The organism is Aminobacter aminovorans (assembly GCF_900445235.1).
Taxonomy (GTDB): domain Bacteria; phylum Pseudomonadota; class Alphaproteobacteria; order Rhizobiales; family Rhizobiaceae; genus Aminobacter; species Aminobacter aminovorans.
In genome coordinates, this window is sequence record NZ_UFSM01000001.1 from 896,749 (window position 1) to 909,551 (window position 12,803).

Genomic DNA, 12,803 nt, shown 5'->3' on the forward strand with positions numbered 1-12,803 from the left:
TGCGCATTAACCCCGTTGAGGGTGCAAGGTTCCCTGTCGTGGCACCTGCCGCAGCGTCCGTCTGTGCTGCAGCGCGACCTCTCTTGCTGCATTGCACAAAACGCAAAGCTCCTATGCAATATCAACACTTTAGATCGGCCCGCAGCGGTGCTAGATATCAGTCATCGAATTTGTCGGGCCTACCTCCTCCCAGGTTTCCGACGAATAGGTCAGCGCCTACCTCCTCCCAGACGCTGGCCACAAATACGACACCCGCCGGACCTCCTCCCCCGGCGGGTGTTGTTTTTCCTGCCCCTCCCCACACATCAATGTCAGCCTCGCCGCACCAACCGCGCGCCGAATCGCCCCTCTGTGGACCATGTCGGGCCAATTCGCCGCCCAGCATGCCTGCCGCGATCACTGCTGTGGCGCTGAGGTGGCTGATCAGGCTATAGCCATTGCCAAGCGTCTCCCGGCCAAAGCCGTCGAGAAGGGAAACAACTGTGCCCCGGCCGGCGATGCGACAAGCGCGCAAACGGCCTGGAGCGGGCGAGGAACGAGGAAAGGAATTCAGCATGAATGTGACCAGCGAAACCGCCGCTCTTCTGGAACGGCTGGGTGTTGCGGCTGCTGCTTTCGGCGGCGGCGACCTGATCGTGCGCAGCCCGGTGACGGGTGATCAGATCGGCGCGCTGAAGTCGATCTCGACTGAAGAAGCCGGTGCTGTCATCGGCCGCGCCGATGCCGCCTTCAAGACCTGGCGCAACGTGCCGGCGCCGAAGCGCGGCGAACTGGTACGCCTGCTCGGCGAAGAGCTGCGTGCGGCCAAGGCCGATCTCGGCCGCCTGGTCTCGATCGAGGTCGGCAAGATCCCGTCGGAAGGCCTCGGCGAAGTCCAGGAAATGATCGACATCTGCGACTTCGCCGTCGGCCTGTCGCGCCAGCTCTATGGTCTGACCATCGCCACCGAGCGTCCGGGCCATCGCATGATGGAAACCTGGCATCCGCTCGGCGTCGTCGGCGTCATCTCGGCCTTCAACTTCCCCGTCGCGGTGTGGTCGTGGAATGCGGCCCTTGCCTTTGTCTGCGGCAATTCGGTGGTCTGGAAGCCGTCGGAAAAGACGCCGCTGACGGCCCTTGCCTGCCAGGCGATCTTCGAACGCGCCGCCAAGCGCTTCGGCGCTGATGCGCCCGAAGGCCTGTCGCAGCTGCTGATCGGCGACCGCGCCATCGGCGAGTTGCTTGTCGACCACCCCAAGGTGCCGCTGGTCTCGGCCACCGGCTCGACCCGCATGGGCCGCGACGTCGGTCCGCGCCTTGCCAAGCGCTTTGCCCGCGCCATTCTCGAGCTCGGCGGCAACAATGCCGGCATCGTCTGCCCCTCGGCCAATCTCGACATGGCGCTGCGCGCCATCGCCTTCGGCGCCATGGGCACCGCCGGCCAGCGCTGCACCACCATGCGCCGCCTGTTCGTCCATGACAGCGTCTACGACCAGCTCGTGCCGCGGCTGAAGAAGGCCTATGACAGCGTCTCGGTCGGCAGCCCGCTGGAAAGCTCGGCCCTCGTCGGTCCGCTGATCGACAAGGCGGCCTTCGACGGCATGCAGAAGGCGCTCAAGCACGCCGCCGAAAGCGGCGGCGCCATCACCGGCGGCATGCGCGTCGACCAGGGTCATGACGGCGCCTATTACGTCAAGCCGGCACTTGTCGAGATGCCCGGCCAGACAGGCCCGGTGCTGGAAGAGACATTCGCGCCGATCCTCTATGTCATGAAGTACTCCGACTTCGACCAGGTGCTCGAACTGCACAATGCTGTCGGCGCCGGCCTGTCGTCGTCGATCTTCACGCTTGACCTGCAGGAAGCCGAGCGCTTCCTCTCGGTCGAGGGTTCGGACTGCGGCATCGCCAATGTCAACATCGGCACCTCGGGCGCCGAGATCGGCGGCGCGTTCGGCGGCGAGAAGGAGACCGGCGGCGGCCGCGAGAGCGGTTCGGACGCCTGGCGCGCCTACATGCGCCGCGCCACCAACACGGTGAACTACTCCAAGGCGCTGCCGCTCGCCCAGGGTGTCAGCTTCGACATCGACTAAGATTGTGACATCATCGGCGGCGGCATCAACCACGCCGCAGCACATGACTTCAAGCGCCGTCCGCAAACGCGGGCGGCGTTTTTGTGCGTAGCTCAAAGCTCAAGATTCTGAACGGTCCAGCCCGCCAACTCCGCTTGTGCCGCAGGCGCGATCGGGATCAGTTTGCGGGTCTCCAGGTCAAAGCAGATCGCCACGACCTCCATCGAACCGAAGGCGTGACCGGAGAACGGATCGAGCATCCAGTTGACGATGTTCATGGTGCGCCCGTCGACGCGCGCGAGTCCGGAGCGTACCTCCCAACAGTCGCCGCTTTCGGGCAGGATTTCCAACCTGATCAGGAATTCGAGCGCGGCGGCGCCGAAATGTGGTCCGCTTCGGTCGCTGTGGCGGGCGCAGAGCTCGCGCAGCGGCGTGATGATGTTGCGGACGCTGTCGGCCATGGCGCCGACAAAGGCGTGTGGTAGCAGCTTGCCCCAGGAATCGCAGGCCTGATGCGGCACCGCCCCCTGGCCGAGCAGATTCAGGCCGAGTTGTTCAGCCCTTGCGCGCGACGCGGACGTTGTCGCCGGAAGATCGCCGACGCCGCGCGGCAGCGCCAGCCTCGGTGCCTCGACGATTTCGGTGGCGATGCGGCTGGCAAAAGCCTCAGGCCATGTCAGCTCGCGGCCGTCCGCGGCGGCGACGTGGCCGAGCCCCAAGCGAAAGGTTGCGGCGCAGTCGTTCGAGGCGCTGTCGAACATCATGGCGACGATTTCGGCCGTCCCGTCGCCGATGGCGGTGAAGCCGGCGGAGATGTGCATCGACGTGCCGGCCCGCGCTTCGCGCAGGAAGCGGATGTGCATCGTCCTGACGGCCAACGTCGTTGCGGAGCCGGGGGCAAACAGAAGCCGCAGGCCAGCCTTGCCGAACAGCATGGCGATCGCCTCCATGCAGCGCGCCACATAGAAGCGCGTGTTCATGTGGCCCATCTCGTCGCATTCCCAGGTGGCGACGCCGCCGCGCCAGACGTCGCGCAGACCCGAAATGCCAGCCGTCATGCTTTTCCTCCCCCATGCTCGACTTCAAAGTCGTAGCGGCGATGGCAATGAGAGCCATCGTCCGATGCGACGATGGCGGGCGGGCGAGGCGGGCGCCGGTCAAAGAATTTGTCGCAGCGTGGTCTATTTTCGCTTTCGGGCCATCGATGCTATCAGTGGCCGCTCTAAGAAAGGTCGTAACGCTTGGTCGGATTTCGCCGCAAGGGAACAGGGTTTGGGGTCGCGCTTGTCGCAGCGCTGATGCTCGTCCTGCAGACGGTGGCCGGTGCCGTGGCGCTGGGCCAGGGCACGCCGCCGCTCGACATCTTCGGCAACCCGCTCTGCATCACCTCGGCAAGTGGCCATACCGCACCCGCCAAGACTGAGCATCCGGCCTTGACCGAGTGCTGCACGCTTGGCTGCAACATGGTCTCGGCGGTCGCGATGTCGCCGCCCGATGGCGCTGGCCTGTCGCTCGGGCGCCAGCTCGAAACCAGCATCATCTTCATGGCGCCCAGGCCCGACGCGCCGATCGCGCCGGAGCACGACCCCGGAAATCCGCGCGCGCCGCCACTGGTCTGACCCGGCTTGCCACATCACGGCAGCCGGACGAAATAGCCCGTTTCAACAGACCCTGCGCCGCATGTGCTGGCGCCCTTTACATCAGGAGTTTCCATGATCCGTTCTGCTCGCGCCTTTTCGCGCCCACTTTTCCGCAGCTTCGAGGAGCGTATCGGCGCCGCCGTATTCGCGCTGCTGCTGCTGTTCGCCTCGACCCATCAGCTCCTGGCCCACGGCTTCGAGGCTGGCGATCTCGAGATCGGCCATCCCTGGTCGCGCGCCACGCCGGCCGGCGCCAAGGTTGCTGCCGGCTACCTTACCGTCAAGAACAATGGCAGCCAGGCTGACCGTCTGGTCTCGATCCAGTCTGACGTTTCCGAAAAGGCCGAGATCCACGAGATGGCCGTCGACGCCAAGGGCGTGATGACGATGCGCCAGATCACCGGCGGCATCGAAATCCCGGCCGGCGGCGAGGTTGCCCTCAAGCCGGGCGCTTACCACATCATGTTCATCGGCCTGAAGGCGCCGGTCAAGGAAGGCGACAAGTTCTCCGGGACGCTGACCTTCGAAAAGGCCGGCACCGTCACTGTCGAGTTCCAGGCCGACAATATGGGTGGCCAGAGCCAGGATCATTCGGGCCACTGACACCATGGGTGCGCGCTTTCCTTCCCTGACCGGGAGCGGCATGGCCGGCGACGGCGCGCGCCTGCTCATTTTTCTGTACGGCCTCGTCGTTGCGGTCAGCGTCCTGCTGGGCGCGACGCAGGCACACGCCCACGCCTCGCTGCTGCGGTCGGCGCCGGTCGAAGGCGCAGTGCTGCAGTCGGCCCCCGCCGAGGTCGTGCTCGGCTTCAGCGAGACGGTGACGCCGCTGGTCATCGAGCTTCGGGCACCTGACGGAACTGCGGCTCGCTTGAGCGCCAAGTCAGCCGGTGCCGATCTGGCAATCGCCTTGCCGAGTAACGAAACCGTCGGCACCTACCTTTTGTCTTGGCGCGTCGTCTCTTCCGATGGGCATCCGGTCGCGGGTGTTCTGGCATTCTCGCTCGGTAGTCCGAGCGCCACGCCTCCCGCTGCACCCCAGTCTGACGACAAGTCGCTTCGCCTCGCCATCTGGGGCGCCAAGCTGGTGTTCTATCTCGGCCTGTTTCTTGGAGTCGGCGGCGCTTTCGCACTCACCTGGCTTACGCCCGGCAAGCATTTCGGCGTTGGCGCCATTGGTGCGCTGCTCACGGCGGGTCTGATCGCCACCCCTATCTCGTTCGGCCTGCAAGGTCTCGATGCGCTCGGCGCGCCACTCTCCTTGTTCGGCGAGGAGATGGTGTGGCACGCCGCGGCCGCGACCAGCTATGCCTTCACGGCGGCGATCGCCTTCATCGCCTTGTCGCTGGCGCTGCTGGCGCTGGCCAGCGATGCCAGCCTGTCGCGCGTGTTGTCCCTTGCCGGCCTTGCCGCCGTCGGCGTCGCCTTGGCTGCGAGCGGCCATGCCAGTGCAGCCGCGCCGCAATGGCTGACCCGGCCGATGGTCTTCGTCCACGGCACGGGCGTAACCTTATGGGCCGGTGCGCTGCTGCCGCTGGCCTTTGCCTGGCGCGAGGGTGGGCAAAGCGCCGAGCAGGCGCTGCGGCGGTTTTCTGCCGTCATTCCCTATGTCGTCGCGGCGCTGGTTGCTGCTGGCCTCGTACTGACGGTTATCCAGGTCGAGGCGCTGCCAGCGCTTTGGCACACCAACTACGGTCTGCTTCTGTCGACTAAGCTCGTCTTGGCGGCGGCACTGTTTGGGCTCGCCGGCGTCAATCGCTGGCACCTGACCCAGCCTGTTCTTGCTGAGCAAGCCGGTCCGCAGCGCCTGCTGGTACGCAACATCGTGGTGGAAACGCTGCTGATGGTGGCGATCCTCGGCCTCGTCGCCGGCTTCCGCTTCACGCCGCCGCCGCGCGTGCTGGCCATCGAGGCAACCGAGCCCGCCGCGATCCACATCCACACGGCTGAGGCCATGGCGGACTTCGCGATAACCCCAGGCCATGCCGGCAAGGCCAGCGCCTCCATCATGGTGATGACGGGCGATTTCGGTCCGCTCGATGCGCGCGAGGTCGTGTTGCGGCTGAGCCAGCCCGGCTCCGCCGAGATCGAGGCAAAAGCCTACAAGCCCGGCGACGGCACCTGGCGGATCGACAGGCTCGACCTGCCGGCATCGGGTACATGGACCGTCGCCATAGACATCGACATATCAGAAGGGCAGCCGGTCGAGCTGAACGGCGAGGTCGCCATTCGTCCGGCCATCGGCTGGTAGTCGATACGGACGATGCCGCAGACGTAACGCCGCCTATCGTCCGCGCATCTTTTTGCAGATGCCCGGGAGCGCGCGCATGAAAATCCTCATCATTGGCGGAACGGGCATGATCGGCGGCCACACCGCCGGCTATCTCAAGGCGCAAGGCAACGAGGTGGTGCTGGCGGCGCGCAAGCCGGCGCCTGAGGCGACCCCGATGGCGGCCTATCCAACCATCTATGGCGATTACACCAAGGGCGATTTCTCGGCGGCCGACCTCGCGCCTTTCGACGGAATCCTGTTTGCCGCCGGCAACGACATCCGCCATCTGCCCAAGGGCGTCAACGAGAACGAGTTCTGGACCAAGATGCAGATCGAGGGCGTGCCGACCTTTGTCGAGCTGGCGCGCAAGGCCGGCGTGCGCCGCGTCGTCCATATCGGCAGCTACTATCACCAGGTCATGCCCGATCTCGTCGAGACCAACGCCTATGTGCGTGGCCGCAGCCTGGCCGACGAGGGCGTACGCGCGCTCGCAACCGACGACTTCAACGTCTCGACGCTCAACCCGCCGTCGATCGTCGGCTACGTGCCCGGCCTGCCGACCAAGCGTTACGAGACGCTGATGGCCTATGCGCGCGGCGAGACGCCGATGCCCATCTTCGCGCCGCCCGGCGGCACCAACTACATGTCGGTGCAGTCGCTGGCGGAAGCGATCTGGGGCGCGTTCCAGCGCGCCGAGAGCGGCAAGGCCTATCTGGTGGGCGACGAGAACCTGACCTTCCAGCAGTATTTCCAGTCGCTGTTCGACGCCGTCGGCAACCCGCACCGGGTCGAGGAACGCAATGAGGAGCATCCGCTGTTGCCCGATATGTTCATCGTGCCGGGCCGTGGAAACATCCTGGCCTATGAGCCCGATGCGGAGGAGACCAAGCTCTTGGGCTATCGCCGCAACGATGTGCAGCGGGCGCTGCGCGAAGTCTTCGCCCAGGTCTCGGGTCAGTAAGCGCAACGCATTATCAGGGAGAAAGTCATGGCGGATAGTCAGGCGGATCTGCTGATGGAGGTGGCGCTGCGGCGGGTGTCGGAGCGCTATGCCTACGCCGTCGACACCGGCGATGGCGACCTTCTCGCCGCGCAGTTCACGGCCGATGGTGCCGTCATTGCGCCGCGCGGAACCTTCGAAGGTCTCGCGCAGCTGCGCGGCATTCCGGCGATGGTCGCCAGCCGCTATCTCAAGACCTTCCATGCCGTGCTCAACCAGGCGGTCAGGCCGGTCGAGGGCGGTGCCGAAGGCGAGACCTATTGCATCGCGCGCCATTACTTCCGCGATCCGGCCGGCCGGTACCTCTGCTACGAGATGACCATCCGCTATCAGGATCGCTTCGCCCGCACGCCTGACGGATGGCGCCTTGCGCGCCGCGAGCTGGTCGTTGTCGGCACCCACACATATGAGGCGCAGGACGCGGCGAGCTGAGCCGCAAGCGCCGCAACCATCGACGGCGGAGGACAAGATGCCCGACGAAATCTCCATCCTTGGCCTTGCTGGCAAAGTGGCGCTGGTAACCGGCGGCGGCGGCGGTATCGGCCGCGCCACGGCCGAGCTCTATGCGCGTGCCGGCATGAAGGTCGCGGTCGCCGAGATCGACCCCGCCCGTGCGGCTTCGGTGCGCGAGACGCTGGGGGCTGATCACCTCGTCCTCGAGGCCGACGTGCGCAGGGCGGGTGACGTTGCAGGTCTGATCGCGGCGGTGCGCGGCCGCTTCGGCCGGCTCGACGTGGTGGTCAACAATGTTGGTGACTATCTCGGCTTCAAGACGCCGTTCGAGCAGTCGACCGAGGACGAATGGAACGCGCTCTACCACGTCAACCTGCTGCACATGTTCCATGTCAGCAAGGCGGCGATCCCGCTGATGCGTGCAAGCGGGCAGGGCGGCAGCATCATCAACGTCTCGACCATCGAGGCCTTCCGCGGCATCCCGATGACGGTTGTCTATTCGGCGTTCAAGGCAGCGGTCACCGGCTTCACCCAGAGCCTTGCCGTCGAGCTTGGCCAGCATGGCATCCGCGTCAACGCCATTGCGCCCGAAACAACCAATTCGGCGCAGATCGTGGCGACGCCGCGTGTGCCAAAGGAAAACCTCGAACACCTCAAGCGCTGGTTTCCGATCGGCCGCTTCGGCGAGGGTTCGGATTCGGCGGGTGCCGCATTGTTTCTGGCGTCGGACACGCTTTCGGGCTGGGTTTCGGGCACGACGATCCATGTCGATGGCGGCGTGCTTGCGGCAGGTGCGTGGATGCGCATGACCAATGACGCCTGGACGCATCTGCCGGTCATCCAGTCCGACGGCTACACGCCCCGGCCGGAAGCGCTTTAGGGCTGCCTGACCTCAGGCGGCGCTCGATCTCCGGGTGAACTCCGAGCGCATGTTGCCGGGAACCTCGTTGCGACCGACGAGGCTTGCGATCTCCGACAGCGGCAGCGGTCGGCCAAACAGAAAACCCTGCATCTCGGTACAGCCTTCAGCGCGCAGGAACTCGAAGTTCTCCCGCTTTTCCACGCCTTCGGCCAGCACCGGGATGCGCAGGTCATTGGCAAGCAGGATCGTCGCCCTGACGATCGCCGCCGCCGCGCTGTCATTGGCGACGTCCTCGACGAAGGAGCGGTCGATCTTGACCCTGTCGAAGGGGAAGATCTGCAGCGTCGACAGCGAGGAGTAGCCGACGCCGTAATCGTCCATGGCGATGGTGACGCCGAGCGCCTTGAGCTGGCGCACCACGTGCAGGGCGCGGTCGCGGTCCTCGATGATGCTGGCTTCGGTGATCTCGAGCTCCAGCCGCGAGGCGGCAAGCCCGGTTGAAAGCAGCGTCTCGTGCACGACCTTGGTCAGGTCGGCCTGAACCAGCTGTGCAGCGGCGATGTTGACGGCGATCTTGTAGGGCTTGCGCCAGCCGGCAACCTCGGCGCAGGCGGTCCTCAGCACCCATTCCCCGATCGGGATGATCAATCCGTTCTCCTCGGCGATCGGAATGAATTCTTCCGGCGCGACGAGGCCGCGTTCGCGATGGTGCCAGCGCAGCAGCGCCTCATAGGCGGTGACCTCGCCGGTCTGCATGTCGAGTTGCGGCTGGTAGTAGAGTTCGAACTCGTCGCGCTCAAGCGCGTGCCGCAGTTCCATGGCCAGCGCGCTGCGCTCACGCCGGCCTTCGTCCATCGAGCGGTCGTAATAGCAGACCTTGTCGGTCACGGCGCGCTTGGCGCGGTACATGGCAAGGTCGGCCGCGCCGATCAGCTCGTCGGCATCGCTGGCGTGGTGCGGGAACAGGCTGATGCCGATGCTGGCGCCGACCGACAGCGTCTTGGACTTGTTCTGAACCGGGTCGAGCACCCCGGACACCAGCCTGATCACGAAGCGGTCGACCTCTTCCTTGCTTGAAATATCCTGTTTGACGGCGATGAACTCGTCGCCACCGACACGCGCCACCAATTCGCCGGGGCCGGTCAGGATCTTCAGCCGGTTGGCCACCGTTTGCAGCAGCATGTCGCCGGCATGGTGGCCGTGAACGTCGTTGATCTCCTTGAAGCGGTCGAGATCGACGACGATGACTGCGGCTTCCTTGCCGGCAGCGGCACTGCGCTTGAGCATGTCGGGCAGGTTGTGGGACAGGAAGGCGCGGTTGGGCAGGCCGGTCAGCGGGTCATGCTGTGCCGCATGGCGGAAACTGTCGACCAGTTCGCGCTGCGACTTGGCATCCATCACGTAAAGTGTCAGTCCGGCGATGATCGCCATGGTGGCAAGCACCAGAACGGCAAGGAATTCGCTCGAGAACACCTTTGTCGGCACCGGAACCGAAGGATCGGGCACGATGGTGGCAGCACCCATGGCGGTGAAGTGCATGGCACAGATGGCGAGCACGAGGGCCAAGACCGACAGAGGCCTAGCGTAGCGAATGCGCTGCCGTGCCGCCAAATGCATGGCGAGCGCGCCGAATGCCACGGCAAACAGGATCGAAGCCTCGACGAGACCGGCATCCCACTCGATACGGCCGGCGATCTCGAAACCGCTCATGCCGGTGAAATGCATGGCAACCACGCCGGCGCCGATCACCGCGCCGCCGGTCTCTACGGGCAGTCCGTTGGGCGGGGTTGCCGAAAGATGCAGCCCAGCGGCTGTGAAGGCGATAGCGATGAGCAGTGACGCGATGGTCAACAGCGGGTCGAAGGCCGCGTCGAACGGCAACTGGAAGCCGAGCATAGCAACGAAGTGGGTGGTCCAGATTGCAGCCCCGCAAGCGATGCCGGATAGCATGATCCAAGAGGAGCGGGCGCCGACTGAGAGACGAGAGGCGCGTTCGAAAAGCCGAATGGTCATGGCCGCGCCGGCAATACAGACAATCGCGGCGACCACGACGAATGAATAGTCATGCTCGTAAGCAAGACAGGAAATGACCTTGAACATTGCCACGCCCCCATGCCGGCCAAGACTGTCTGGTCGGGCCGTGGCTAAGTCTCCTCCCGAAAGATGAAAGAAATTCCTAATCTAAGCGGGCTTTTGTTCACGCGGTGCGGGCATTCGGTCGTGATGTGTGCGCTGGCCGCGAGCTTTCCGCGGTGGGAAGATTGCTCGCTGCAATGTGGTTGCGAACCGCGCGCATTTCTTCGACAAATGGTTGTCTCAGATTAGGAGCAGGGGCATGGCCGAGGGCAAGACCAAGGGGTTCGACGCGACGCTGACCGCGTTGCGGGGAGTTCTGATTGCGGCGGCGGCATTGGTCGCATTCTTCTATCCGTCCCAGGCGGTGCAATTGCTGGTACTGGTCGGCGGCGGGCTGCTGCTCGTCGATGGCATCCTGGGTCTGGTGACGCTCGACCGCTCGCCGCCACGCACGACCGGCCAGACGCTCGGGCTGATCCGCAACCTGCTGTCGATCGCCGCGGGCGCCATCGTCATCGCCAGCGGCCTGTTGACCAGCATCTTCACCTTGTCGGCGCTGACGTGGATCGTCGGCCTGCTGGCGCTGCTCGTCGGCCTGATCGAGATGGCATCGAGCTTCCTCGACAGCGAGCGGCAGACGCGGCTGTGGCCGACGCTTGTCGGCGGCGCGGTCTATGCCGCCTTCGGCCTGGCATTGATGTTCGTGCCGCTCTCGAGCGCCGAAACACTGTTGCGCATCGCCATGATCCTGATGCTCGCCTACGCGCTGCTGCTGTTCTACCGCGCCTGGAGCATTCGTGCGGCGCGTTGATCAGCGCGCGTCAGCGAAACCCGTCAGGAAGGCGGTCAGGTTGTCGCCGAGCGCGTCGCAGAGATAGCCGCCTTCCTGGACGATGACAGTCGGTAGGCCGAGCCGGGCTATCGCTTCGGCGATGCGGGCAAAGCCCGGCGTGGTCACCGACAGGCCGCCAAATGGATCGCCCTCGAAGGCATCGAGCCCGATGGCCACGACGAGCGCGTCAGGCGCGAAAGCCTGGATGCGGCTGATAGCGTGGTCCAGGGCTTCGAGGAATTCGACATCGCCTGACTTGCGCGGCAAGGGCAGGTTAAGATTGTAGCCGAGACCGGCAGCCTCGCCGCGTTCGTCGGCATGGCCCCAGAAGAACGGATAGAAGCGGCTCGGGTCGGCATGCAGCGACACGGTCAACACGTCCGATCTGGCGTAGAAGATGCCTTGCGTGCCGTTGCCGTGATGAAGATCGACGTCGAGGATGGCGACGCGCGACGCCGTCGACCGCAGCCGCTGGGCGGCGATGGCCGAATTGTTGAAGAAGCAGAAGCCGCCGGCAACGTCGGAAAAGGCGTGATGGCCAGGCGGACGGCACAACGCATAGGCCGCCGGCTCGCCCGACAGCACCGCCTCGGCTGCGGCGACCGCGCTCCGGGCGCTCCAACAGGCGCTGTCGAAGGTTTCGGCGGAGATCGGACAGGCGGTATCGGCCATGTGGTAGCCGGCCTGGCCGGCAGCGCCGGCGGGGTAGCTGCCATTGCGGGTAAAGGGATGGATGTTGGGAATGACCTCGGCGGAAGCCCCTTCCATGCGCTGCCAGCGTTCGAAGATATGGGTCAGGAACTCGATATATTCGGGCGAGTGGATTGCCGCGATCGGGGCGAGGCCGTAATTGGCCGGACGGTGGATCGCCGAGCCGGCCGCGCGGGCTCCCGCAAGCAGGCGCTCGACGCGTTCGGGCTGCTCCGGATTGGGCTTTTGCATTCCCATCGACAGAAATGCCTTGGGATCGTGGCGCTTCTGTTCCTCGGCATAAAAGGTCTTCATGTCGGCTCCCCCGTCGTTTCGCTCAGCGCTGCGAATGTCGGTCCGCTGGCAATGTAGGATCTCTGGTCGCTCGTCCATTCAAAGCCGAGCCTCACATAGAAGGGATGCGCCCGGGCGTTGTCGTCATCGACCGCCAGGCGCATGTAGACGCCGCCTCCGTTCAGGCAATGCCTGGCGACATGGCGCAAAAGCCGTTCGCCGACGCCGAGGCTGCGGAACCGCTGGTCGACGAACAGGTCCTGCACAAAGACCCCTGGTCGACCATACCAGGTCGAGAAGACGGGAAAGAACAGGCACATGCCGGCGAAAACGCCGTCCACTTCGGCAATGACCGCCTCGAAGGCCGGCTTTTCGCCAAAACCGAAGCGCCTGATGTCGTCTTCGGTGCAGGCGACGCCGTCGGCCTCGCCGACATGCGCGGCAAGGCCGATGATCGCCTTCATCAGCAACGGCGAGTCGTCTGCGGTCGCTGGCCGGATAGCGATGCCGGCTGGCTCGGTCCTTTTGGTGTCCATAGGTGCATTCCGCATTCAGTCGCGGAATTGATAGCATCCGGGCAAGGGGTGGGGAGGGGGAATAAGCCTCTGGCGCAAGCATCGCGGCATCATGGCCCGA

General features: G+C 65.1%; 12 protein-coding genes. 8 read left to right on the forward strand and 4 right to left on the reverse strand.

Annotated elements, in window-relative coordinates:
- Positions 1–554 precede the first annotated feature (554 nt).
- The gene (gene amaB / locus DY201_RS04340; RefSeq protein WP_115730143.1) at positions 555–2,069 is read left to right on the forward strand and encodes an L-piperidine-6-carboxylate dehydrogenase; all 1,515 of its coding nucleotides are present in this window, start codon (positions 555–557) and stop codon (positions 2,067–2,069) included.
- A 92-nt stretch (positions 2,070–2,161) separates the two neighbouring features.
- Here the strand turns inward: amaB and DY201_RS04345 are convergent, their stop codons facing one another.
- Complete coding sequence (locus tag DY201_RS04345; protein WP_115730144.1) at positions 2,162–3,106, reverse strand: thioesterase family protein; 945 nt, start codon at positions 3,104–3,106, stop codon at positions 2,162–2,164.
- A gap of 183 nt (positions 3,107–3,289) precedes the next feature.
- On the opposite strand from DY201_RS04345, the gene DY201_RS04350 reads away from it, so the two are divergent.
- The 6 genes from DY201_RS04350 to DY201_RS04375 all read left to right on the forward strand — a co-directional run bounded on the left by DY201_RS04350 (position 3,290) and on the right by DY201_RS04375 (position 8,293).
- Positions 3,290–3,667: a hypothetical protein gene (locus DY201_RS04350; RefSeq protein WP_115730145.1), complete on the forward strand. Its 378-nt coding sequence runs from the start codon at positions 3,290–3,292 to the stop codon at positions 3,665–3,667.
- Positions 3,668–3,760: 93 nt separating this feature from the next.
- Entirely contained in the window at positions 3,761–4,291 is a 531-nt protein-coding gene (locus DY201_RS04355) for a copper chaperone PCu(A)C (protein ID WP_115730146.1), read from the forward strand.
- A gap of 40 nt (positions 4,292–4,331) precedes the next feature.
- Positions 4,332–5,939: a copper resistance CopC/CopD family protein gene (locus DY201_RS04360; protein WP_245431889.1), complete on the forward strand. Its 1,608-nt coding sequence runs from the start codon at positions 4,332–4,334 to the stop codon at positions 5,937–5,939.
- Positions 5,940–6,015: 76 nt separating this feature from the next.
- Positions 6,016–6,921, forward strand: a complete 906-nt coding sequence (locus DY201_RS04365; RefSeq protein WP_115730148.1) for an NAD-dependent epimerase/dehydratase family protein — start codon at positions 6,016–6,018, stop codon at positions 6,919–6,921.
- 27 nt (positions 6,922–6,948) lie between these two features.
- The gene (locus tag DY201_RS04370; RefSeq protein ID WP_115730149.1) at positions 6,949–7,392 is read left to right on the forward strand and encodes a nuclear transport factor 2 family protein; all 444 of its coding nucleotides are present in this window, start codon (positions 6,949–6,951) and stop codon (positions 7,390–7,392) included.
- 37 nt (positions 7,393–7,429) lie between these two features.
- Positions 7,430–8,293, forward strand: a complete 864-nt coding sequence (locus DY201_RS04375) for an SDR family NAD(P)-dependent oxidoreductase (protein ID WP_172582916.1) — start codon at positions 7,430–7,432, stop codon at positions 8,291–8,293.
- Between the two features lie 12 nt (positions 8,294–8,305).
- Here the strand turns inward: DY201_RS04375 and DY201_RS04380 are convergent, their stop codons facing one another.
- Positions 8,306–10,375: a putative bifunctional diguanylate cyclase/phosphodiesterase gene (locus DY201_RS04380; protein WP_115730150.1), complete on the reverse strand. Its 2,070-nt coding sequence runs from the start codon at positions 10,373–10,375 to the stop codon at positions 8,306–8,308.
- 235 nt (positions 10,376–10,610) lie between these two features.
- Between DY201_RS04380 and DY201_RS04385 the strand changes: the two genes are divergently transcribed.
- Positions 10,611–11,162 (forward strand): DUF308 domain-containing protein, encoded by a 552-nt coding sequence (locus DY201_RS04385; RefSeq protein ID WP_115730151.1) that lies wholly within the window; start codon positions 10,611–10,613, stop codon positions 11,160–11,162.
- On the opposite strand, the gene DY201_RS04390 is transcribed toward DY201_RS04385, so the two are convergent.
- Positions 11,163–12,188: a histone deacetylase family protein gene (locus tag DY201_RS04390; RefSeq protein WP_115730152.1), complete on the reverse strand. Its 1,026-nt coding sequence runs from the start codon at positions 12,186–12,188 to the stop codon at positions 11,163–11,165.
- The gene (locus tag DY201_RS04395) at positions 12,185–12,703 is read right to left on the reverse strand and encodes a GNAT family N-acetyltransferase (protein ID WP_115730153.1); all 519 of its coding nucleotides are present in this window, start codon (positions 12,701–12,703) and stop codon (positions 12,185–12,187) included. Before DY201_RS04395 ends, DY201_RS04390 begins: the two co-directional genes overlap by 4 nt.
- Positions 12,704–12,803 lie beyond the last annotated feature (100 nt).